We start from the raw sequence: 22,884 nt of genomic DNA, 5'->3' as shown, positions 1-22,884 counted from the left end.
GCTAGAGCTTGCGCATCCGCACCTGTTCCACCAAGTGATGCGAGCCCTTTTTGAGTACGAGGGAGGCTCGTATTCGGGTGGGCAGGATATTTTCTACGAGGTTGGGCAGGTTGATGGACTGCCAAATTTCGCGGGCTTGGGCGCGGGCTTCCTCATCGTCCATATCTGCAAAGGCAGAGAAGTGGGCATTAGGTTCGCGGAAAGCGGTGTGGCGCAGGGTGAGGAAGCGATTAATATACCACTGCTCGATATCATCGGTGCGGGCATCAACGTAGACTGAAAAGTCAAAGAGATCCGCCACGGTGAGCGTAGGGCTTGTTTGCAACACATTGAGACCCTCTAGGATCAGGATGTCAGGTTGATGGACTTCCTGGTATTTTCCGTCCACGATGTCATAGCTGATATGCGAATACAGTGGAGCCTTGACCAGTGGCTTTCCTGATTTTACGTCGGTGACAAAGCGGAGCAATGCGCGCCGGTCATAGGATTCCGGAAATCCCTTGCGCTGCATGAGACCGCGTTCTTTTAAGGTCTTGGTGGGGAAGAGGAAGCCGTCGGTAGTAACTAGCGCGACCTCGGGGTGAGAATCCCAACGCTGCAGAAGCACCTGTAGGAGACGGGCAGTGGTGGATTTTCCTACCGCTACCGAACCTGCCACGCCGATGACAAACGGAACGTGTGTTGGAGGATTCCCCAAGAAAGATTCAGTAGCTGAGGTGAGCTGTTGGCGCGCCGTGACTTGCATATGGATAAGGCGGGAGAGGGGGAGGTAGACATCAGCTACCTCATCGAGGTCTATGCGGTCTCCTAGGCCGCGAAGTTTTTCAACCTCTGTCTCCGTGAGCACCTGGGGCATGGATTTACGCAAACCACGCCAGGTTTCGCGGTCAAAATCTAGGTAGGGACTCGAATCCAGTGTGCGCGCCATGGCTCCATTGTTGCACTTGCATAATCTGTGGGTAAAAGTATGCCCCCTTAGGGAGCATGGCACGATAAGATATGCAGCATCCCATACCGCTTGATTTTGAGAAGGGGACCACACCTTTATGGCTTCTTTTACCTCTGACCTCCGCGACCTTGACCCGGACGTATTCGGCGCTATCCAGGGAGAGATTTCCCGCCAGCGCGAAACTCTGGAAATGATCGCTTCTGAGAACTTTGTGCCTCGCGCCGTGCTCCAGGCGCAGGGCTCCGTGCTCACCAATAAGTACGCTGAAGGCTACCCAGGCCGCCGCTACTACGGAGGCTGCGAGCATGTCGACGTCGTGGAGGACCTGGCTCGTAACCGCGCGAAGGAGCTTTTTGGCGCAGAATTTGCCAATGTGCAGCCACACTCCGGTGCGCAGGCGAACGCAGCGGTGCTTTCCACCATCGCTGAGCCGGGCGACAAGATTTTGGGCTTGTCTTTGGCCCACGGCGGCCACCTCACCCACGGCATGAAGTTGAACTTCTCTGGCAAGCTTTATGATGTCGCTGCCTACGAGGTGGATCCAGAGACCATGCGTGTAGACATGGATAAGCTGCGCGAGCAGGCGCTGAAGGAAAAGCCGAAGGTCATTATCGGCGGCTGGTCTGCCTACCCGCGCACCATGGATTTCGCGGCCTTCCGTGAAATTGCTGATGAGGTCGGCGCTTACCTGTGGGTAGATATGGCCCACTTTGCTGGTCTCGTAGCGGCCGGCCTGCACCCGAGCCCAGTGCCTCACGCGGATATCGTGTCCACCACCGTGCACAAAACCCTGGGTGGCCCACGCTCCGGCATGATTTTGGCCAAGCAGGAGTACGCCAAGAAGATCAATTCCAACGTCTTCCCAGGGCAGCAGGGCGGACCGCTGATGCACGTAGTCGCTGCAAAGGCCATCGCCATGAAGATTGCCGCGACCGAGGAGTTTAAGGAGCGCCAGGAGCGCACCTTGGAGGGCGCTCGCATTCTGGCGGAGCGCCTTACCGCGGAGGATGCCAAGGCGGCTGGCGTGGACGTGCTCACCGGCGGCACCGACGTGCACTTGGTCTTGGCTGACCTGCGAAATTCCGAGTTGGATGGCCAGCAGGCAGAGGATCTGCTGCATGAAGTAGGCATCACTGTTAACCGCAATGCCGTCCCGAATGACCCTCGTCCGCCGATGGTCACCTCTGGCCTGCGCATTGGTACCTCTGCGCTGGCAACCCGCGGTTTGGATGCTGAGGCCTTTACCGAGGTCGCAGATATTATCGGCACCGCCTTGGTACAGGGCAAGAACGCCGATGTGGAGGCCCTCCGCGCACGCGTGGATAAGATTGCCCAGCACTACCCGCTGTATGAGGGCCTCGAGGGCTGGAAGCTGGTCTAGTCCTTTACCTCATGCCCACGGGCCTGCGCCATGGTGGCGCGGGCCTGCTGGAGCCATTCTGGTTGCTCTTGGAGGAGCTGATTGATTTCCGCTGTGGTTAGCGGCTTATCCATATCGTTTTTCTTGAGCGCGGTAACGGAGATGCCCAGCTTATGGGCGACTTCCGGGCGAGGGTGAGGACCCTCGCGACGCAAGGTTTGCAGCCACTCGGGCGGGTTATGCTGCAATTCGCGCAGCTCTTCGTGGCTAATGGCACTATTTTGAAACTCGTCCGGCGCAGCGGGCAGGTAGATGCCAAGCTTCTTCGCCGCGGTCTGGGCCCGCATGGCGGTGCCGGATGGTTGCTTATGTTCTTCAGTCACGCTTTTACCGTAGCACTTTCAGTAGACTGTCCTCTATGCTGCGCTTAGCTTTTGCCACCGGTACCGAGCCTGGAAAGTGGTTCCGCCGTTTCGAAGAAAATACTGCTCATGGTGGTTTATACACCGTTGATGCGGACGATGCGCTAGCTCCGCTGCTAGGCGGAGAGGTGGATGTGGCCCTCGCGCGTCTGCCGGATGCCCGCGTGGATGACTCCTTTCATGTGGTGCGTCTTTATAAAGAGGCACCCGGCATTGCGGTTCCGAAGGACTCGGTCTATGCCGAAGTAGGCGAGGAGCTTACGCTTGCCGACGTCGTAGATGAACACCTCAACTACCGCCTCTCCGATTCCGGGCTTGTTGATGTCCCTGCGGTCCGCGATGCCCTCCAAGTGGTGGCGGCCAATGTGGGAATCGCTATTGCGCCGCGCCCTCTTCTCAAGGTGCTGAGCAAGAAACAGGTGGTGCCACTCGAGCTAAAGGATGAGTCCGTGCCGGTGACAGAGATTGCGTTGGTATGGCGCAAGGAGGATGACGGAGAGGCAATTCAGGACTTCGTGGGCGTCGCCAAGGGCCGCACAGCGCGGTCCTCGCGGCAGGAGAAGCCGAAGCGCAGCGCCAGGGAAAAGGCGAAGGCAAAGCAAGCGCGGAGAAACGTTAACAATTCGTTACAAAATAGAAAGAAAGCTTTTAAGCAGCGCAAACGTAGGTAGTCCTTTAGTATTTGCTGTCCGCTTCCTGTCCGTGCGGGTGGCGCTAGCTGGGTAGTGCCATTACGGTGGGCGTCGTTCGTCATGAAGGACGATTAAACAAAAATTTAGAATTAACTTACTTTCTCGCTGAAAGGATGATGCAGAAATGCAGAAGATGACTCGTCGTATCGCAGGTGGATTCGCAGCCGCAACCCTGTCCGTTGCTCTCGTGGCTTGCTCCGATGCTGAGGATGCAGCTAACGACGCTAAGGACACTGCTGGTTCCGTAGCAGCTAACGCTTCCGACGCTGCTGGCTCCGCCGTGGATGAAGCTACCTCCGAAAAGGATAAGGACGCGGAGTCCTCCGAGTCTGAGGGTGCGGATGATTCTGAGTCTGAGGATGCTGATTCCAAGGATGGCGACACCAAGACCGTTTCCACTGCCAATGGCGACCAGGAGGTTCCGGCAGCTCTGGCGTCTGCCATCGAGGAGAAGAAGGCTGAGTGGGGCGACGTGCAGAGCGTAGAGTCCTCCGATAAGGGTTCTTTGGCAACTTTCGATGGCGGCAACCTGCTGGCTATGGCCAAGGGTGGCGATGAGGCTCAGCCAATCGTCGGCAAGATCGCTGAAACCTGGAAGGAGCAGGGCGGTCTGGACGCAGAGGTAGGCCTGCCTAAGGCTGCAGAGGAGAAGGCTACTGAGGGCAAGGGCTGGACCCAGCAGTTCGACAATGGCGTTATCTCCTGGCTCCAGGATGAGAGCGGCAAGTTCACCTCTTCCGTAGAGAAGTAAAAAGCTCTTTTTGAGGTAATCCCTTCGCAGCATCCGCTGCGGAGGGATTTTCGTTTTCTTAAAGTTCATCTTGCACCCATGTAATTTCAACCTTCGGTGCCTACGTTGGGTGGCAACCCCGGAATTTGGGGCTATACGGAAGAAGTTTCATCTACCGCATTTCAAGGGAGAACCCTGCCACCATGACTCGTCCCTCTGTACTTTCTACTCCGCTTGCCACAACCGATAACACCGTCGCTACCAAGACTTATGTAGTGGATACCTCGGTCTTGCTTTCTGACCCTTGGGCTTTGCGCAAATTCGCAGAGCACGATGTGGTCCTTCCCGTTGTGGTTATTTCTGAATTGGAAGGAAAACGTCATCACCCGGAGCTTGGCTGGTTCGCCCGCCAAGCTCTTCGCTTTTTGGAGGAACTGCGCGCTACTTATGAGGCGCTAGACCAGCCGGTGCCCGTCAACGTAGAAGGCGGCACACTGCGCGTGGAGTTGAATCATCAAGATCAGTCCTTACTGCCAGCCGCGTTCCGCGGCCCAGAAGGTGACCACCGCATCTTGGCCTGCGCCCTCAACCTTGCACACGAAGGTAAAGATACCGTGCTAGTCACCAAGGACGTGCCACTGCGTGTGAAGGCCGGTGCGGTAGGTGTGCAGGCGGATGAGTACCACGCCCAGGATGTGGTTCTGACCGGCTATACCGGAATGGCAACCGTGCAAACCAGCTCGGATGTCATCGATGCCCTCTACCGTGATGGGGAAGTCATGCTAGACGGCGTTCACACTGAAAAGGGCACTGCCGTGGAGGAGCTACCAGTCCATTGCGGACTGACCCTGGTAGCGGGAGCGCAGTCCGCGCTGGGGCGTATCACCGCGGATGGCGTGGTGGAGCTCGTGCGCGGTGATAGCAATGCCTTCGGCCTGCAAGGGCGCTCCGCGGAGCAGCGAATCGCTTTGGACTTGCTAATGGATCCAAGCGTCGGAATTGTCTCCATCGGGGGACGCGCCGGTACTGGTAAATCGGCCCTCGCCCTGTGCGCCGGACTGGAAGCCGTACTCGAGCGCGGCGAGCACCGCCGTATCGTAGTCTTCCGCCCGATGTATGCGGTAGGCGGGCAGTCGTTGGGATACCTTCCGGGCACCGAATCGGACAAGATGAACCCATGGGCGCAGGCAGTCTATGACACCTTGGAAGGCTTGGTGTCTGAAAACGTTATGGAAGAAATCCATGAGCGCGGCCTGATTGAGGTCTTGCCCTTGACGCATATTCGCGGCCGCTCCCTGCATGATGCCTTCGTCATTGTGGACGAGGCACAGTCCTTGGAGCGCAATGTCTTGCTCACCGTGCTCTCTCGGCTGGGCAAGGGCTCGCGGGTGGTGCTCACTCATGACGTAGCGCAGCGCGATAACCTGCGCGTGGGCCGTCACGATGGCGTCCAGGCAGTGATTGAAAAGCTCAAGGGGCACGAGCTTTTTGCGCATATTACGCTGCAGCGCTCTGAGCGTTCCGCCATTGCAGAGCTCGTCACCGACCTGCTGGAAGGTGGCGATTAGGCCAGACATGTTCGCGTATGGCGATCGTGATGTGCACAGCGTGGCGAACCTGGGCATTGCCCAGTAATAATGTTGAATATGAGCGAGAACGCCAAGCAGACGTCTTCGGACGAAAAGAAGAAGGATTTCCGCATCCGCCCCTTTACCGCGGCGGACTATCCCCAGATGCGAGAGATCTATGAACAAGGACTCAATACTGGGCACGCCACCTACGAGACCCGTTCCCTGACCTTTGAAGAATTCAAAGCCGGCAAAATCATGCCCTCGGTGCATGTGGCTGTTGAAGCCGATGATGATTCGAAGGTCTTGGGATGGGTGTCTGCGGCGCCGGTATCTACCCGCACCGTCTTCCACGGAGTAGTGGAGGATTCTATTTACTTGGGCTCCGAGGCGCAGGGCCGCGGCATCGGCGGCGCGCTTTTGGATCGCTTGATTGAGGTGTGTAAGGACCTGCATAAGTGGGCTATCCACTCGTGGATCTTCCCCGAAAACGCCGGTTCTGCGGGGCTGCATAAGTCCCGTGGATTCGTGAAGGTGGGCACTTACTCTCACATGGCGAAGATGACCTACGGCGAGCTTGCGGGCCAGTGGCGAGATACCGATGTGTACGAGCTGCTTTTGCCCAAGCCGGAGGAAAAGAAGCGGTAGCTTCTCCCAAAGCGCACGGACAAAGTAAGGGAGTATTCGTGCCCTTGCTTTGCCCACCGTTGCGGCTATGACGGGCAGGGGCGCTTTCTGTTCCTACAGCGGGAGCTGTGTCCTATCCCTCCGCAGGCTCGGTGCCTGTTGCCCAGTTGGATATCACCCAGGTTGATGGTGGTGTGGCCTATGTGTTTGCCACTCCTGAGCTACAGTCCCATATCGAGACGGTGACTCGCCAGTTGCATGAGTTGCGCGCCAAGGCCTGGGATGCCAATCTTCCGTTTGCTGGTGCTAGGCTTCGCGACGTCGCACCGGACCGCACCGCATATATAAACGGCATGTCCTGGAGCAGGGGATTGGAACACTCCGCGATGCAGCGCGCTGCGGAGGAAAACTACGATTTTGATCATCGCCGTGGAGACGGGGAGGAGCCGTGGACGGTAAAGTCTGGCGCCTTCTTCGCAGAAAACCTCACCTCTTCACCGATGGAACGCGCCATTGCCAACTGGTCTACTGATGGCGGTTCTGGCAGCGAGTGGAATCAGCTCATTCGCTCTAGCGGTTCCTATTCTGACGGTGCGGGGCATATTTACAGCTTGCTTAACCCAGCCAACCACTATTTTGCCCAGGCACAGGTTGGAAATACGACGGCCGGCCATTATTCCGAGCACGCGGTGTCGGGCGCCCCAGAGCGCCTCGAAGGACGGCACGCATTTCCCATTGCGGTACCGGAAACCGCTCTGGCAAGCGCGGCTATACGTTTTAGCGGCGGTACCCATGTGGGCGATTCCGGCAGCATTGGCGTAAGCATTGCGGGATGGGACGGTGCCCGGTTAGGGGTGCCGGGGTCATCGCTAACCTCGTCCGATCCGGAGGTTCTTGCGGTGCATTCTGACGGGACTTATGAGGCCTTGCAGGAAGGCACGGTTGAGGTGCGTATTACTCCATACCTGCTGCGCAACGGGGAAACTCGCCCGGCTGGAGAAGCACTGAACCAGACGGTAGCGGTCACCAAAAAGCCAGCGATAAGCGGCAGTGGTGGAGGATCGAGCGCCGGCGCGGCTATCGGCATCATTGCCGCCATCGTTGCCATTTTGGGAATTGGGTCCCAAGTTTTGCGGCAGATGGGTTTCTGGCAATAAAAATACCCCGCCGAGAGCGGGGTGTGTGGGGGACGCTACACCGTAGGAACGTCCCAGGGGCCGAACCAGCGCTGCGCCGATGAGCGCATGTTATTGCTCAAGCGGCTAAAGCGCGGGATCGGGATACCGTGTGCGCGGGCTAAGGAAACTAGATAGTCCCTAGTGCGCCATACCTCGATGGGTTTGGCTTGGACATTCAATGCCGCCTGCAGGCCGCCAGGAGCATAGCCGAGGGCGGATTCAATGGGGGCGTCGGCAAGCGGGAGTGCATCGCGCAAGGCATGCAGCTCTTGGCTTGTAGCCTTAGTTTCTGCAGGTGTAAGCGACATTAGTCAATGGTTTCCTTCAGTCGCTCCTCGCGCAGAGGCAGGAGGAGAAGGAGGGCGACGATGACCAACGGAACCATCAGAGCGATAACCGGGGTCAGGCCGTCATTATAGGAATTGAGGATTGCTTCCTCGATTGGCTTGGGGAAAGACGCGACCAAATCCGGGGTGAGGCTATTGGCACCACCATCGGCATTGCCAAACTTTTCTGCATAGGCGGCACCCTCGGGGCCCATCTTTTGGAAGGCTTCTGGCATGCGGGTGGCCATCTCATCCTTCATATTGTGGATGAACATGGAGCCAACCAGGGAAGCACCCAGTGCGGAACCGATTTGGCGGAAGAAGTTATTCGCCGCGGTAGCGGTACCCACCTGGGACAGTGGGAAGGAGTTCTGGACGATGAGCACGAGGACCTGGATAACCATGCCCAGGCCGATGCCGAAGACCAGGAACTCGCAGCCCAGCTGTTTCAGGGAAGTCTCTACGGTCAGGTGAGACATCCAGAACAATGCACCAGCGGTAATTGCCAGGCCGATGATGGGGTAGACCTTGTAGTGGCCGGTGCGGGCAATGATGAAGCCCACGCCAGTGGAGGTGCCGATAAGACCCACCATCATCGGGATCATCATCAGACCCGCCTTGGTTGGGGTCAGGGTGTGCACCATCTGCAAGTAAGTAGGCATGTAGCCCAGAACACCGAACATTGCCAGGCCCAGTACCACGCCGGACAGGGTAGTAAGGGCCATGTTGCGGTTCTTGAACAGGCGAACTGGAATGAGCGGTTCCTTGGCGCGCAGCTCCACCAGGATGGTGATGATGGCGCCAATGATGGTGATGGCACCCAAGGTGAGGATCATCGACGAGCCCCACTCGTACTCGGTGCCGCCCCAGGTGGTCATGAGAATAAGGGAAGCGGTAGTAATCGCGATGAAGGTTGCGCCGAGCCAGTCAAAGCGCTTCATGTCGGCTTTACCGACGCGCAGGTGCAGCACCAAGGTGCACACGATGATGGCGAGGATGCCAAGCGGGATGTTCATCCACATGCCCCAGCGCCAACCTGGTCCGTCGGTGAACCAGCCGCCGAGGACGGGGCCGAGGACGGAAGACAGGCCAAAGACGCCGCCCATGATGCCCATGAACTTGCCGCGCTCACGGGAGGAGGTGACCTCGGCGATGATGGATTGGGAAGAGATCATCATGAATCCAGCGCCAAAGCCTTGCACGGCGCGGGCGATAATCAGCAGCGACATGGAGTTGGCAAAGCCACCGAGGGTGGATCCCACGACGAAGGTGGCGATACCCCCAATGTAGAGCCACTTGCGGCCCAACATGTCACCCAGCTTGCCGGAGATAGGCATGGCGATGGTCATGGTGACAAGGAAGGCGGAGATGACCCAACTCATGTGGTCGACGCCGCCGAGCTCACCAACGATGGTTGGAAGAGCAGAAGAGAAGATCATTTGGCCCAAGGAGCTCATCAGCATGGTGAGCATTAGGGCCGAGAAAATAAGCCCGAGGTTATCGGCGCGGGACTGGCCCTGCGAGGGGGCCTTAGCAGCCGTATCTACCATCGCATTCCTTTCATAAAGTCTGTTATTAGCGTGAGGGAAGTATCGAGACGCGCGCCGAGGTCTAGGCTGCAATCTGCATCCGGGGATGCCATCGCCAACCACAGTGCCTCACGGACGAGGCCGGCGATGAGCATCGCCTCGGTGCTAGAAGAGCAGCTGTCAAGGACGCGAAGCTCCGGCTCTTTGTTAAGGCGCTCTTCAATGAGATCGATGAGCTCAATGGATTTTGCTCGCTTCCGGCTTATTGCCGCCGCAGCTGCATCTGGATCATTGGAGATGCGTTTGCGGCGATCCCGGATAGTCGGGTTGATGTGGTGGCCTTCCATATGCCGTCTGACCAACTGAAGGACGAGGTCTACCATGCTGGTCGTTGGCTCATTAAGGAAGAGTTCCCGCATCTCTTCCGTAAACTCGGTGCTTGGAGCGCCCAAAACGGCGGATTCCTTGGAATCGAAGTAATTGAAGAAGGTGCGCCGAGAAATACCGGCTACTTCGCAGATCCGCTCAATAGTGACTGCGCTAAAGGATTGTTCATCCACCAGTTTTGTGGCGGCATCCTCTATGCGCAGGCGCGTCTCGAGGCGTTTCTGCTCGCGTAGTGATAGTTCTTCTTGCACGCCATGCAACTTTACACTCGGTGCAAACTTGCACCAAGTGCAAAAAGGGTGATTTTAGAGGTGCATCCTTCTTTATGTGAGATGTGCCATTGCTCTTGCCGACGCCCCCCTTACCCTGGCATGCGAAACCCCGCCCGGGTCCTGCCCGGGCGGGGTAGCGGTGCGGCGGATACTTAGAAGTTATCGCGGTCGCGGTTAGTCATGCTCAGTACGTCGAGGCGCTTATCCAGCTCTTCCTCGGTGAGGTTTTCGCCGTCGACAAAGCCCAAATCAATGACGGCCTGGCGAACAGTGATCTTCTCATGCAGGGCGTGCTTTGCTGCCTTTGCTGCGTTCTCGTAGCCGATGGCAGAGTTGAGCGGGGTCACGATGGAGGTGGAAGACTCCGCAAAGTGCTTCATGCGCTCCTCGTTGGCCTCGATGTGATCGATGCACTTATCAGCGAAGACGCGGGAGGCATTGGACAGCAGGCGGGCAGACTCGAGCACGTTGCGTGCCATCATCGGGATGAAGACATTGAGCTCGAAGTGGCCCTGGGCACCGCCGAAGGCGACTGCAGCGTCATTGCCCACCACCTGGCCGGCAACCATGGTGACGGCCTCCGGAATGACCGGGTTGACCTTACCCGGCATGATAGAAGAACCTGGCTGCAGGTCCTTCAGGTGAATCTCTGCCAGTCCGGTCAGTGGGCCAGAGCCCATCATGCGGAGGTCATTAGCAATCTTATTAAGGGACACAGCAACCGCGCGCATGGCGCCGGAGAACTCTACCAAGCCATCGCGGGCAGCCTGTGCCTCAAAGTGGTTCTCTGCTTCCTTTAGTTCCGCAACACCGGTGAGCTTCTTGAGCTCTTCGGTGACCTTAGCGCCAAAGTCCGCAGAGGTATTCAGGCCGGTGCCGGTGGCGGTACCGCCGATGGCCAGCTCGCCCAAGCGTGGCAGGGTGGCCTCGATGCGCTCGATGGCCAGCTCGATCTGGCGGGCGTAGCCACCGAATTCTTGACCGAGGGTAACCGGGGTGGCGTCCATCAAGTGAGTACGGCCCGCCTTGACCACATCGGCGAATTCCTTGGCCTTCTTGCTCAGGGACTCGTGCAGAACCTTCAAGCCCGGAATGAGGTCATTAACGGCGGCCTCAGTAGCGGCAACGTGGGTGGCGGTGGGGAAAGTGTCGTTAGAGGACTGACCCATGTTCACGTGGTCATTCGGGTGAATCTCCACGCCATTTTGGTGTGCCAAGGAGGCGATGACCTCATTGGTGTTCATATTCGAAGAGGTGCCGGAACCAGTCTGGAAAACGTCGATAGGGAAAGCATCATTGTGCTTGCCCTCGGCGATTTCAGTAGCGGCGGCGATAATGGCATCGGCCTTGTCCGCGTCCAACTTGCCGGAATCCTTATTTACCTGAGCACAAGCTGCTTTAAGGAGGCCAAGTGCGCGAATCTGCGCATTTTCGAGGCCGCGGCCGGAAATAGGGAAGTTGTCCACTGCGCGCTGGGTCTGTGCGCGCCACAGGGCATCTGCAGGAACCTTTACTTCGCCCATGGTGTCATGTTCGATGCGGTATTCAGTCATGTGAAGATCACCTCAGTTAATTGGGTAGTGTGTGCTTTCCAGTATGGCGGAGATCTACCAGGAGGGCCGCCTTCGGGGGTGACCCCTAGTTTTTGGTCGGGGTGGTGTAATCCACTACGGAATATTCCTGCAGCTTGGATAGCTTATGGATGGAGTCGATGTAGCGGATGGTGCCGGACTTGGATCGCATAACCAGGGAACGGGTAGTAGCGCCGGAATTGCGGTAGGAAACACCGCGCAGCATGTCACCATTGGTCACGCAGGTGGCAGCGAAGTAGCAGTTTTCGGAGGAGACCAAGTCAGTGGTCTTGAGGACGCGGTCCAAATCGTGGCCGGCTGCGCGGGCCTTTTCTACTTCCTCTTCATCCTTTGGCCACAGCTTGCCCTGGATTTCGCCGCCCATGCAGCGCATAGCGCAGGCGGTGATAATGCCCTCTGGGGTGCCGCCGATGCCCATCATCATGTCGATGGAGTTGGAATCCTGGCAGGTGGCGATGGCGCCTGCAACGTCGCCATCCATGATGAGGCGTACCTTGGCACCTGCGGCGCGAATTTCCGAGATGAGCTGCTCGTGGCGCGGACGGTCAAGGACCACCACGGTCAGGTCTTCTGGGCGAATCTTCTTAGCCTCCGCGACGGACTTGATATTCCACTCCACGGATTCGTTGATGTCGATAGCGCCCACGGCCTCGGGGCCAACAGCAATCTTTTCCATGTAGAAGACTGCAGAAGGGTCATACATGGTTCCGCGCTCTGCGGCCGCGATGACGGAGATAGCGTTGGGGCGGCCTTCTGCCATCAAACGAGTTCCGTCAACGGGGTCCACGGCGATATCCATGGCGGCACCCTCGCCGGTGCCTACTTCTTCGCCGTTAAATAGCATTGGGGCCTCATCCTTTTCGCCCTCACCAATGACAACGACGCCCTTCATGGCAACGGAATTGATGAGCTTGCGCATGGCGTCGACCGCCGCGCCATCGCCCTCATTCTTCTGGCCGCGGCCTACCCAACGGCCGGATGCGAGCGCTGCTGCCTCGGTGACACGAACCAGTTCCATCGCCAGGTTGCGGTCAGGAAGATAAGACGTATTTTCGGACATGTGTAGTGGTTGCCTTCCATAGTTTTCTCATCGAGGGGTGTTCCCCTTGATGCTCTACCTTTCCATTCTCGCACTTTTTTGCTCTAATGGGTCCGATTTTGCGCCCCATTTGTGGGGGATTCGTCAAACTTTCGGGGGAGAAGGGGCCGTGTGGCTTTTTGGAAGCACACCGTGCGATACTAAGGCGCGTGGCTGCAGAAGAAAGACCAAAGATTTTTGAAGGCGCGAAGGATATCTCCCTGTCCCTCGCCGTCGTGGTGATCATGATGCTGCTGGCCGTGGGAGCGACCGGCCTATGCTCGATCAATTCCGAAACTCAACAGGGAGCGGTGCAGGAAGTGGATGAACAAACCTTCCTTGAAACCCAAGCTCGCGCGGGAATTGGCGCTATTCGCAATCCTGATATGCCAGAGGGCTGGGAGGCTAATGCTGCCCGCCGCGTTGATATGGGTGGAGAAAACGCCACCGTGGTCAGCTGGGTGACTGCTGACCAAGGGTTTGTGGAGTCTACTCAGACACAGGTGGCGGCCGATGATGCGGGCAAGGAATACGACGCCAACTACCGCGGCATCGAATCTGCCCGCGAAGTCAAAGGGCACCAAGTGCGGGTACTAGAAAGTGATGACGACTCCGTGCGCCGCCTGTGGGTGACTGATTTGGGCGACGCTCGCCTCATCATCTCCGGTGCCGCGGACGATAGCGATTTTGAGGCTGCTACCGCTGCGTTTATCGACGCCGCACCTATAGCCGAAAAATAGCCTCGCCCAATCCTTCTGCCGCAGCGGTGGCGCTAAGACCGTCGCCGGCCTGGGCAATGACCTCTGCGAGGGATTCCTCATCTAGGCCGCTGAGGCGCGTCTTTCCCACAAAAACATCGATGCGCTCACGCTGGGAACGCTGCGGATAAATAGCGATTTCGCGTACCTTATCGCCTGTAAAGCGCAGCACCACGGATTGGGAGAAATAGCTCACCTCGTCATCATCGCGGGTATGTGCTGGGCCAAAGAATTCCTCTACGAATTCCCGGGAGTCTCCCGCCATGATGGAACCGGCGGCCGCAGACTTCGACACAAAATCCACCCGCTCACCTGGATACCCATAAATCTGCACTACTCGTCTCCTTCTGCGTCTGCTTCTTCGGCCCTCTCGAGCGCTGCTTCAACGCGCTTTGCCGCGCCGTCGAGATGTGCCTCGCACGTTCGGGCAAGGGCCTCGCCGCGTTCCCAATACTTCAATGACTCATCCAGGCCCATCTGCCCGAGCTCTAAGATCTTTACGGTTTCAATGAGCTCGTCTCGGGCTTGCTCATAACTCAATTCTTCTACTGGGGTAAAAGCATCCTGGCCTGGCTGACCGGTGCCAATGGTGTCCTCCGACATTATTTTCTCCTCGTTTGGTGGTTAATCGGCGGCCTGGGAGGCCATAGAAACAGCGGTAATAGATCCATCGCCCACGCGGATGCGCAGTTGCGCGCCAGGAGGCGACTGCTCATAAGAGGTGACAACTTCGGGGCCGGAGCCATCTTTGGGTACCACTTGGACGATGGAATATCCGCGGGCGAGAGTAGCTGAAGGTCCCAAAGCTGAAACACGAGCGCGCAGCGACTCCACGTGGCGGGTCTCACGTTCTACCATGACCTCAATTTCGCGGCGCATGGTGGCACGAGTGCGCTCTACTTCCTCGCGGCGCGTACGAATGGGGGTCATGGGGTCTGCCATGACGGGCCGGGAACGAATATTGTCTAGGCCGCGTCGCTCCCTTTCCACCCAGCCGCGCAAGGCGGCAGCCATCCGGGAGCGTGCCTCTGCGACAATGGCACGCTCCTCGGCCACGGAGGGGACGACGCGTTTTGCGGCGTCGGTAGGCGTGGCGGCGCGCAGGTCGGCGACGTTATCGAGCACTGGGCTATCCGGCTCGTGGCCAATGGCGGAGACCACCGGAGTGCCAGCAGCCGCGACCGCGCGTTGCAGCGCTTCTTCTGAGAAGGGCAGCAGATCTTCCACGGAGCCGCCGCCACGGGCGATGATGATGACGTCCACCTCAGGATCCGCATCAAGCTGCTGGAGCGCATCAATAACCTCAGGTACGGTATTCGCACCCTGAACCGCGGTATTGAGTACCCGGAATTGCACCGCTGGCCAGCGATCATGAGCTACCGCCATCACATCTCGCTCCGCGGCCGAACCGCGGCCGGTAATCAGCCCAATTTTGTACGGCAGGTAGGGCAGTGGCCGCTTGCGAGCAGGATCAAAAAGTCCCTCTGCCGAAAGCTGCTGGCGCAATTTCTCAATGCGCGCGAGTAGATCACCTATGCCCACATGACGAATCTCCGTGGTCCACAGTGAAAAAGAACCGCGGCCGGCGTAAAAAGCCGGCTTGCCATGGACAATGACGCGGTCGCCGTCCTTTAGCGGTGCTGACAATGACTGCAACATTGATGATGGACAGGTCAGCTGCACGGACTTTTCCTGCTGTACATCACGCAGCGTGAGATAGGACAGCTTCCAAGTGGGTTTGAAATTAATTTGGGTCAATTGACCTTCTACCCACAGGTAGCCCAGGCGCTCGATCCAGCCCTTGACCTGGTCATTGACTTTACCAACGGGCCAGGGAGTATCCGGAGTATTTGCCGGTTGATTCACACAGCCTCCCTTTCTTCAGTCTGCCGTGTTCTTCCGCCTAGTTTAGGGGCCAGCGCAGATGATTGCCCCGCTCGGGGTAGCCGGAATGGCGGCGGTGGGCCCCACTATTGTTTTGCGTGCTGTTTCGATACTCTGGGAGCCATGACTGAAGGTAAAAATGTTCTCCTCGCGGCGCCTCGCGGATACTGCGCAGGCGTAGATCGCGCGGTTGAAACCGTAGAAAAGGCGCTGGAAAAGTACGGCGCGCCCATTTATGTACGCAAGCAAATCGTGCACAATCGCTACGTCGTAGAGTCTTTGGCAGAACGCGGCGTCATCTTTGTTGACGAGGCCTCTGAGGCCCCAGAAGGTGCCCACCTAGTCTTTTCCGCCCACGGCATTTCCCCGGCCGTCCGGGCAGAGGCAACGCAGCGCAAGCAACTAACGTTGGACGCCACGTGCCCATTGGTAACCAAGGTGCATAAGGAAGCCCAGCGCTTCCAGCGCGATGGCTATCACATCCTCCTAGTTGGCCACGAAGGACATGAGGAAGTGGAAGGAACCGCCGGCGAAGCACCGGAGGTCACCCACCTCGTAGACGGTGTCGAAGGTGTTGCTAAGCTGCCAGATTCCCTGCAGGACGAGAAGCTTATCTGGCTATCTCAGACCACGCTTTCGGTGGATGAGACGATCACCATCGTCAATAAACTGCGCGAGCGTTTCCCGCATTTGGAAAACCCGCCTTCAGACGATATTTGCTACGCCACCCAAAACCGCCAAGAATCCGTCAAAGCCATTGCCCCCAAGTGCGACCTGATGATTGTGGTGGGGTCTAAAAACTCCTCTAACTCGGTGCGCTTGGTGGAGGTGGCGCTTGAGGCTGGGGCTAAGGCTTCGCACCTCGTGGATTTTGCCAAGGAGATCGACGATGCCTGGCTGGAAGGCGTGCACACCGTCGGAGTCACCTGTGGTGCATCGGTACCAGAATTGCTGGTACGCGAGGTATTGGAATTCCTCGATGCGCGTGGCTATAGCGACGTAGAGCAGGTAACTACCTCTACGGAGACGATTACCTTCGCCCTCCCGCGCGACCTGCGTCCAGCACGCACTTAAATGGGCGCGCGCTTAAACTACATCTAAAACAAAAGAAAGGCCCGGAAACGGGCCTTTCTTTTGTTTTAGTCCTCGTCATAGAGGTTATCGTCCCAACCTTGCTTGGGTGCTTGCTTGTGCTCCTTAGAGGCCGGTACCGAATCGCCGGCGCGCCGGGTTGGATCCGGGCGCATTGGATTTGCGCGTTCCTCTTGTTGGAGGCGGCGGCGTTCCTCTCGGTCGCGCCCACGCAGGCGATCCTTGGGCGCGGGGCGGGACTTCCTTAACGTATGAGAGGCGCGGGCGCGCTGCGGAGTGGCTTGAGTTTTAGTAGGTTCCTTTGCCAGCCTATCGCGCGCCATCAAGTCAGCGACCGATAAACGCTCAGCGCGATTGCGGCGGTCTTGCTCAGCATCGGAACGGCGGGAGGAAGTTTCCATTTCAGCGGTGCGACGTGCCGTCTTACGGTAGCGGACCCATCGCAACCAGCCGATGACTCCTGCACCTACTAAAGCGATGAGGAGCCAGAGAAAACTTTGGACAAGGGGGAAAGCTGCGGTTACGGTAGCCGTCTTGGAAAACGGTGATGCTCCCTCTGGCAAGTTGGCCTTGGTAATAAAGAATCCGGCCAGTACCACCGTGATGGCATACAAGATGGGGATGGAAGCCACCGTGAGGAAGAGGCCGCGTTCTTCTACGATGAGCGCCACCAGCAGCGAGCCGATGACGAGGAAGGCGAGGTAAGCCCACCCGATGGTACCCATCAGGATGGAAATCAACGCGCCGGTGAGCAAAATTGCCGCGAGCAGCCCAAGGCCCGTGCCCAGCGCGATGCTGGGGAGTCCAGAGCTTTGGGCGGCGGAAGACTTTCTTTGCTTGGCTTGTGACACGTCGAAAGATCCTACCGGTTCGTGCCTGCCCATGGCTATTTCCACGCACTAAATCGCCGGATTTATAGTGGCGAATGCCCGCGCGGCCACGTATCGATGGCTACGGGCTCCCGCGGCGTGCGGTCAGTGCGGCCCGGGATATCCATCTCGTGCAATTTGCGGGCCGTGACTCCGACACGGGAATCTAGCGAGGACAGCGTGGCATTGTAGGCCTCGACTGCCTTTTCTAAGTTGTGGCCCACCCTGCCATAGTGATCAGAAAGCGTATTCAGGCGCGTGTACAGTTCGCGCCCTAAGCGCTGAACTTCTTTAGCCTTGGCGGAGATATCTTCTTGATGCCACCCCATAGCAACCGTGCGCAAGAGGGCGAAAAGCGAGCTGGGGGTGGCTATTACTACGTTGCGTTCAAAGGCATACTCGATGAGTTCTGGGTCCACCGACAATGCAGCATCGAGGAAAGGATCTGCAGGGACAAACAGGATGACGAATTCGGGTGTGGGTTGAAACGCTTCAATATAGTCTTTGTGCGATAGTGCTTGGACGTGGCCACGCATCAAGTGTGCGTGGCGGCGCAAGAAGCCGGCGTGTTCTTCTGGGTCATCGGTCTCCAGCGCGTCGAGGTAAGAAGTAAAAGGCACCTTGGCATCGACGATGATATGGCGGCCACCAGCCAACTTGATAACCATGTCTGGGCGAACGGTGCGACCACCCAGCGGAGCAGAAACCTGGCAGTCAAAATCCACATGTTTGGTCATGCCGCCTATTTCAACCACCCGCTCCAATTGCACCTCGCCCCAACGACCGCGGGTATTGGGCGAGCGCAAGGCACTAACAAGTTTGTCAGTGCGTTCAGTCAGACGAGAGGAGGTGCGGGTTACCGCTTGGACCTGGCTGGAAAGGGAAGCGAGCAGCGCGGTGCGGTCTTCCTCAATTTCTTGGAGCTGAAACCCCAAACGGTCCATGGCCTTTTCCAGCGGCTGGAGCTCAGCTTGGCGACGCTGCGATTCTTGCAGCGCGCGGTGTTCGGCACTTGGCGCCGAACGAGCAGCGGAGTAGGAATGGGCCAACCAACCCATTACCGCGCCGAGGGTGAGGCCGATAAAAAGTAGCAGCACGGGCAATGTGGAAGTCATGGAACCCAGCATGGCACGAGCAGCCGACACAGCCCACTATTTTTTCGAATCTCCGTTCAAAAGGCCCTCGAAGGCATCGCGGGCACGGCGCAGGTTGGAGCGCACGCCGGGCTTCTCATGCTCTTTCGGGGTGGATTCCACGTTGAGGGCAGCGTCGAGGGAATTGGAATTGCCGTCCGCGGCTACGTCCGCCACTGCGCCCTCTGGGGCTGCGTAGTCCGGCATTTTAAGCCACGCCTCGCGCTTATAGCGCCCTTGCTCCTCCGTATAACGGCCGATGAGGTAGCCAGCTACGGTGGAAAAGTCCAGCTCCGCGGCGGTCTTTTCGCCCGACTGGAGCTTCATCATATCTTGGCTGTAGCGATAGGCCACCGCGAACATCGCGGCTGCCGGAACCGCGAGGAAACCTCCCACCAGGCCAAATAGCGCAGAGCCTACGGTCACAGAAACCAAGACGATGACGGGGTGCAGGTCCATGGCCTTGGACTGCAGCCAAGGGGAAAGGACATTTCCCTCCAGCTGTTGGACCAGCAAGACCAGTCCAAGAACGAGCAAGGCCTTGGTAATGCCAAGGGACACCAATGCGATGGTGACGGAAAGGGCACCGGCCACAATTGCGCCGACGAAGGGGATAAAGCCGGCGATGAAGGTGATGATCGCCAAAGCCATGGCCAGGGGGACGCCGATGAGGGCGAGGCCGATGCCGATAAAGACGGCGTCGACAAGCGAGACAACTGCCTGCGCACGAATAAAGCCTCCAAGCGTGGTCCATGCGCGGGTGAGGAGCTCAGTAAGGTGCCAGCCGGCGCGTTTGCCCGTGGCATCGCGCAGCCAGGGGAGGAACTTGGCGCCGTCCTTGAGGAAGAAGAAGGTTAGCACCAACACAATGAAGAGGGTGACCAGGATGGAGGTAGCGGTGCCGATACCGGTAAAGACGGAACCGGCGATGGCGCCAGCGCGCTGTTGTAGCCAGGAAGCCGCTTCATCGATGTAGCTGCTCATATCCTCGCTATCGAGGTTGAGAGGCGGGCCTTGTGCCCAGAGCTGCAGGCTTTGGATACCGGAGACCGTCTGCAAGTACAAAGAGCGGGATTGGCGCATGAAGTCCGGGGCAACGAAGGAAATGAGTCCACCCACTGCCGTGAAAGAAACCAAAATGGTTACGGCAGCCGCCAACGCGGCGGGGAGGCCAATGCTGCGCAACTTCTTAGCCACTGGGGCTAGGACGGTGCAGATGATGAGGGCCAAAAGCACTGGCAAGATGCCCTGCCAAAAATTGCCGAGCAAGCGGTAGAGGGCGTAGAGGAAAACGCAGATGATGAGCAGGCGGACCGCCCAGAGGGACGCAGACTTAACTACCTCGCCGGCAATGACGGAGCGATCTACCTGATCGCCCGGCGGATGTGGCGATACATCCTCCAGCTTGCTGGTATCGAAGCTTTCATCAAACTTATCGCCCAGGCCCGTCTTGGGAGCCTCGGGCAGCGGTTGGTTATCAGAACTCACCCCACCATCTTGCCTTAAAAGAAGGTGGGTGAGTTAGGATTGGCCCCGTGAGTCTTACACTAGGAATCGTCGGCCTGCCCAACGTGGGCAAGTCCACATTGTTTAATGCCCTGACCCGTTCCGAGATCCTGGCGGCGAACTACCCGTTTGCCACCATCGAGCCCAACGTGGGCCTGGTGGAGCTGCCGGACTCCCGCCTGACCCACCTGGCGGAAATGTTTAACTCGGAGCGTATCCTGCCCGCCACTGTGTCCTTCGTGGATATTGCCGGTATCGTCTCTGGCGCTTCGCAGGGTGAAGGCATGGGCAACGCCTTCCTAGCCAATATCCGTGAGGCAGATGCCATCTGCCAGGTGGTGCGCGCTTTTTCCGATGACAATGTCATCCACGTTGATGGCAAAGTTGACCCGCGCAATGACATCTCCGTTATTAATACCGAGCTCATCCTCGCGGACCTCCAAACCATTGAAAAGGCTCTGCCGCGCCTAGAAAAAGATGCGCGCAAGAATAAGGACCTAGCTGCTGAGGTGGAAGCCACCAAGAAGGCGCAGGAGATTCTAGAAGATGACCGCACCCTCTTCGCAGCAGCTAAGGAGGGCGAGATTGACCTCTCGCTCGTGCGCGATCTGCACCTGATGACGGCAAAGCCTTTCCTCTATGTCTTTAACTCGGACGAGGCCGTGCTTACCGACGACGCAAAGAAGGAAGAGCTTCGCCAGCTCGTCGCCCCGGCCGAGGCCGTGTTCCTTGACGCCCAGACAGAAACTGAGCTGCTTGAGTTGGAAGAAGACGAAGCGCGCGAATTGCTTGAGTCCGTGGGCCAAGATGAGCCGGGCCTGGCTACTTTGGCCAAGGCGGGTTTTGCCACGCTGGGGCTGCAGACTTATCTCACCGCCGGTGAGAAGGAAGCCCGCGCGTGGACCATCAAGCAGGGCTCTGCCGCCCCGCAAGCCGCCGGCGTTATCCACACTGACTTTGAAAAGAAGTTCATCAAGGCCGAAATCGTTTCCTACGATGACCTAGTAGCCGCCGGTTCTATGGCCGAGGCTCGCGCTCACGGCAAGGTCCGCCAAGAAGGCAAGGACTACATCATGCAAGACGGCGACGTGTGCGACTTTAAGATCGGCGGTTAATTCCGCGTCCTCTAAGTCTTGGGCCTCCTAACGGAGAAGGCACTGCCCGCGCAGGCGGAGAAATTATAGCGAATGAGAATCTTCCGCGTTATTTTGGGCGAGGTACCCAAACTATAGGAGGTCACATTATGGCTGAACTAGACAACAAGACCATTGCAATTATCGCTACCGATGGATTCGAAGACTCTGAGCTGACTTCCCCCTTGGAGGCCGTGAAGAACGCTGGTGCTACCGTGCGCGTCATCGCCCCTAAGGCCGGTACTATTACCGGCAAGAAGGGCACGGAGATTTCCGTTGACGCCGCTACCGCTGACTCCACCGGCGAGTCTTTCGATGGCATCATCTTGCCTGGCGGTACCGACAATGCCGACCTGCTGCGCTTGGACAAGGCCGCAGTAGAAATCGTGCGCAACCACATGAGCAAGGAGCTCCCGCTTGGTGCTATCTGCCACGGTGCATGGATCTTGGCCGATGCTGAAGCTCTAAAGGGTCGTACCTTGACGTCCTTCCCCTCCTTGCAGACCGACCTGCGCAATGCAGGCGCTACGTGGGTAGATGAGGAAGTCCACTGCGATCAGGGCTTGGTGTCCTCCCGTACTCCCGATGACCTGCCAGCCTTTAATGCCAAGCTGGTTGAGGAGTTTGCAGAGGGACAGCACTAAAGCTCCTCGCTTGCACGCCACGGGTATCACCCGTGGCTTTTTTTGATCTTGCGCCAGAGTTCCGGCCCCTATAAGGTTATAGTTTCCTGAAGGGGAGTAGTTCCCTCGGATGATTCGAGATGCCTGGTCGACATACTGGCGTTTAGCCCGGCCAGCCAGCGTCCGCAATGTACGCGGGCGTGAACGAGACCTTCGGTCAGCAACCGCACCGAAGGGAAAGACTATGTCTTCAATTGCCTCTGAACAGCGCATTCTTGAGCGCTTTATGCAGTTTTCCATCGCTGCCGCCTTAGCCACCATCGTCCTCAAGGCTTTGGCAGCGTGGCTTACCGGCTCGGTGGGCTTCCTATCTGATGCCCTTGAATCCGTAGTGAACCTCGTGGCGGCCGTCGCCGGTTTTTATGCCCTCCGGATTGCTGCCAAGCCGGCCGATGATAACCACCAGTTTGGCCATGGCAAAGCGGAGTACGTCTCCGCCTTGGTGGAAGGCGCGATGATTTTCAGTGCGGCCGGCATGATCATCTATACGGCCATCCAGCGCTTCTTTATTCCGCAGCCGATTGCGGAGGCAGGCTGGGGCTTGGCATTATCGACGCTTTCGTCCGTGCTTAACCTGGTGGTGGGTATCGCGCTCATCCGCGCCGGCAAACGCTACCGTTCTGCCACCTTGGATGCGGATGGGCATCACCTGCTTACCGACGTCTGGACTTCCGTCGGCGTCCTTGTCGGTATCGCCGCCGTTTACCTAACTGGCTGGATGTGGCTAGACCCTGTAGTAGCACTCGCTGTGGGTATCAATATCTTGTGGACTGGTTACACCCTCCTGCGCGATTCCGTGAGCAGTTTGCTTTCTGAAGCACTTCCCGCGGATGAGCGCCAGCAGATTCGCCAGCTGCTGGCCCGGTTGGAAAAGGAGCAATCGGTTACCTTCACAGACCGGCGTACTGTCGCCTCCGGCCGTCAGCGCTTGGTCTACCTGACCATGGAGGTGCCAGGAGAGTGGAGCGTCATGCATTCCCACGAGGTTGCTGACGTCGTGGAAATCGCGCTAGATGAACTGTATCCGGGCTGCAGTGCATTCATTCATGTGGAACCGGCGGGCGTGGAAAACCGCCGCCCGTACCTGTTCCGCTAGGCCTTAATATTCTAAGTTTT

At 58.0% G+C, this 22,884-nt stretch carries 24 protein-coding genes; 11 read left to right on the top strand and 13 right to left on the bottom strand.

Translation table 11 applies throughout. The features are described from left to right. Position 1 precedes the first annotated feature (1 nt). Positions 2-928 carry a type I pantothenate kinase gene (gene coaA, locus ACLI1L_RS08595; protein WP_023021893.1) on the bottom strand — a complete coding sequence of 309 codons (927 nt, stop codon included), beginning with the start codon at positions 926-928 and terminating at the stop codon, positions 2-4. A 118-nt stretch (positions 929-1,046) separates the two neighbouring features. On the opposite strand from coaA, the gene glyA reads away from it, so the two are divergent. Then, on the top strand, positions 1,047-2,330 hold the full coding sequence (glyA, locus tag ACLI1L_RS08590; protein ID WP_411707352.1) for a serine hydroxymethyltransferase: 1,284 nt from the start codon (positions 1,047-1,049) through the stop codon (positions 2,328-2,330). Here glyA and ACLI1L_RS08585 read toward each other — a convergent pair. After that, positions 2,327-2,656, bottom strand: coding sequence for a DUF5997 family protein (locus ACLI1L_RS08585; RefSeq protein WP_023021891.1), 330 nt, complete (start codon positions 2,654-2,656; stop codon positions 2,327-2,329). The genes glyA and ACLI1L_RS08585 overlap by 4 nt on opposite strands. A 71-nt stretch (positions 2,657-2,727) precedes the next feature. On the opposite strand from ACLI1L_RS08585, the gene ACLI1L_RS08580 reads away from it, so the two are divergent. The 5 genes from ACLI1L_RS08580 to ACLI1L_RS08560 all read left to right on the top strand — a co-directional run bounded on the left by ACLI1L_RS08580 (position 2,728) and on the right by ACLI1L_RS08560 (position 7,505). After that, positions 2,728-3,402 carry a LysR family transcriptional regulator substrate-binding protein gene (locus ACLI1L_RS08580; protein ID WP_086588126.1) on the top strand — a complete coding sequence of 225 codons (675 nt, stop codon included), beginning with the start codon at positions 2,728-2,730 and terminating at the stop codon, positions 3,400-3,402. Positions 3,403-3,547: 145 nt separating this feature from the next. Continuing rightward, positions 3,548-4,174 carry an LGFP repeat-containing protein gene (locus ACLI1L_RS08575; protein WP_411707351.1) on the top strand — a complete coding sequence of 209 codons (627 nt, stop codon included), beginning with the start codon at positions 3,548-3,550 and terminating at the stop codon, positions 4,172-4,174. 182 nt (positions 4,175-4,356) lie between these two features. Further along, positions 4,357-5,721 (top strand): PhoH family protein, encoded by a 1,365-nt coding sequence (locus ACLI1L_RS08570; RefSeq protein WP_086588124.1) that lies wholly within the window; start codon positions 4,357-4,359, stop codon positions 5,719-5,721. A gap of 69 nt (positions 5,722-5,790) precedes the next feature. Then, entirely contained in the window at positions 5,791-6,369 is a 579-nt protein-coding gene (locus ACLI1L_RS08565; protein WP_023021887.1) for a GNAT family N-acetyltransferase, read from the top strand. 107 nt (positions 6,370-6,476) lie between these two features. Continuing rightward, positions 6,477-7,505: a hypothetical protein gene (locus ACLI1L_RS08560; protein WP_411707350.1), complete on the top strand. Its 1,029-nt coding sequence runs from the start codon at positions 6,477-6,479 to the stop codon at positions 7,503-7,505. 35 nt (positions 7,506-7,540) lie between these two features. On the opposite strand, the gene ACLI1L_RS08555 is transcribed toward ACLI1L_RS08560, so the two are convergent. The 5 genes from ACLI1L_RS08555 to glpX form a co-directional block, all read right to left on the bottom strand. After that, entirely contained in the window at positions 7,541-7,834 is a 294-nt protein-coding gene (locus ACLI1L_RS08555) for a DUF2316 family protein (protein WP_411707349.1), read from the bottom strand. Then, entirely contained in the window at positions 7,834-9,402 is a 1,569-nt protein-coding gene (locus ACLI1L_RS08550) for an MDR family MFS transporter (RefSeq protein WP_086588122.1), read from the bottom strand. The genes ACLI1L_RS08555 and ACLI1L_RS08550 overlap by 1 nt, the downstream gene beginning before the upstream one ends. Then, entirely contained in the window at positions 9,396-10,019 is a 624-nt protein-coding gene (locus ACLI1L_RS08545; protein ID WP_023021883.1) for a TetR/AcrR family transcriptional regulator, read from the bottom strand. Before ACLI1L_RS08545 ends, ACLI1L_RS08550 begins: the two co-directional genes overlap by 7 nt. A gap of 173 nt (positions 10,020-10,192) precedes the next feature. Beyond that, positions 10,193-11,593 (bottom strand): class II fumarate hydratase, encoded by a 1,401-nt coding sequence (locus ACLI1L_RS08540; RefSeq protein WP_086588120.1) that lies wholly within the window; start codon positions 11,591-11,593, stop codon positions 10,193-10,195. Between the two features lie 85 nt (positions 11,594-11,678). Further along, entirely contained in the window at positions 11,679-12,692 is a 1,014-nt protein-coding gene (glpX, locus tag ACLI1L_RS08535) for a class II fructose-bisphosphatase (protein ID WP_411707348.1), read from the bottom strand. 188 nt (positions 12,693-12,880) lie between these two features. On the opposite strand from glpX, the gene ACLI1L_RS08530 reads away from it, so the two are divergent. After that, positions 12,881-13,450: a DUF4245 domain-containing protein gene (locus tag ACLI1L_RS08530; protein ID WP_034656435.1), complete on the top strand. Its 570-nt coding sequence runs from the start codon at positions 12,881-12,883 to the stop codon at positions 13,448-13,450. On the opposite strand, the gene ACLI1L_RS08525 is transcribed toward ACLI1L_RS08530, so the two are convergent. Genes ACLI1L_RS08525 through xseA form a run of 3 tightly spaced genes read right to left on the bottom strand, consistent with a single transcriptional unit; the run spans position 13,434 to position 15,334 of the window. Continuing rightward, positions 13,434-13,802, bottom strand: a complete 369-nt coding sequence (locus tag ACLI1L_RS08525; protein WP_086588118.1) for a hypothetical protein — start codon at positions 13,800-13,802, stop codon at positions 13,434-13,436. The genes ACLI1L_RS08530 and ACLI1L_RS08525 overlap by 17 nt on opposite strands. Continuing rightward, the gene (locus tag ACLI1L_RS08520; RefSeq protein WP_086588117.1) at positions 13,802-14,071 is read right to left on the bottom strand and encodes an exodeoxyribonuclease VII small subunit; all 270 of its coding nucleotides are present in this window, start codon (positions 14,069-14,071) and stop codon (positions 13,802-13,804) included. Before ACLI1L_RS08520 ends, ACLI1L_RS08525 begins: the two co-directional genes overlap by 1 nt. Positions 14,072-14,092: 21 nt before the next feature. Continuing rightward, positions 14,093-15,334, bottom strand: a complete 1,242-nt coding sequence (xseA, locus tag ACLI1L_RS08515; RefSeq protein WP_411707347.1) for an exodeoxyribonuclease VII large subunit — start codon at positions 15,332-15,334, stop codon at positions 14,093-14,095. Positions 15,335-15,475: 141 nt separating this feature from the next. Here xseA and ACLI1L_RS08510 point away from each other — a divergent pair, with 141 nt between their 5' ends. Further along, the gene (locus ACLI1L_RS08510; RefSeq protein ID WP_086588115.1) at positions 15,476-16,426 is read left to right on the top strand and encodes a 4-hydroxy-3-methylbut-2-enyl diphosphate reductase; all 951 of its coding nucleotides are present in this window, start codon (positions 15,476-15,478) and stop codon (positions 16,424-16,426) included. Between the two features lie 65 nt (positions 16,427-16,491). Here the strand turns inward: ACLI1L_RS08510 and ACLI1L_RS08505 are convergent, their stop codons facing one another. The 3 genes from ACLI1L_RS08505 to ACLI1L_RS08495 form a co-directional block, all read right to left on the bottom strand. Next, on the bottom strand, positions 16,492-17,295 hold the full coding sequence (locus ACLI1L_RS08505) for a Yip1 family protein (protein WP_086588114.1): 804 nt from the start codon (positions 17,293-17,295) through the stop codon (positions 16,492-16,494). Between the two features lie 62 nt (positions 17,296-17,357). After that, entirely contained in the window at positions 17,358-18,428 is a 1,071-nt protein-coding gene (locus ACLI1L_RS08500; protein ID WP_049361537.1) for a DNA recombination protein RmuC, read from the bottom strand. A 36-nt stretch (positions 18,429-18,464) separates the two neighbouring features. Continuing rightward, entirely contained in the window at positions 18,465-19,934 is a 1,470-nt protein-coding gene (locus ACLI1L_RS08495; protein WP_023021873.1) for an AI-2E family transporter, read from the bottom strand. Positions 19,935-19,981: 47 nt separating this feature from the next. On the opposite strand from ACLI1L_RS08495, the gene ychF reads away from it, so the two are divergent. From ychF to ACLI1L_RS08480, 3 genes are all read left to right on the top strand, one after another. Beyond that, complete coding sequence (gene ychF / locus ACLI1L_RS08490) at positions 19,982-21,067, top strand: redox-regulated ATPase YchF (RefSeq protein WP_086588113.1); 1,086 nt, start codon at positions 19,982-19,984, stop codon at positions 21,065-21,067. Positions 21,068-21,195: 128 nt separating this feature from the next. Continuing rightward, positions 21,196-21,729 (top strand): type 1 glutamine amidotransferase domain-containing protein, encoded by a 534-nt coding sequence (locus tag ACLI1L_RS08485; RefSeq protein ID WP_394286888.1) that lies wholly within the window; start codon positions 21,196-21,198, stop codon positions 21,727-21,729. Between the two features lie 223 nt (positions 21,730-21,952). Continuing rightward, a complete protein-coding gene (locus ACLI1L_RS08480; protein ID WP_411707346.1) occupies positions 21,953-22,864 on the top strand; it encodes a cation diffusion facilitator family transporter in 912 nt (303 codons plus the stop codon). Positions 22,865-22,884 lie beyond the last annotated feature (20 nt).

Source organism: Corynebacterium sp. LaCa117 (assembly GCF_046717765.1).
Taxonomy (GTDB): Bacteria; Actinomycetota; Actinomycetes; order Mycobacteriales; family Mycobacteriaceae; genus Corynebacterium; species Corynebacterium kefirresidentii.
This window is presented reverse-complemented; position numbering and strand designations above follow the sequence as displayed.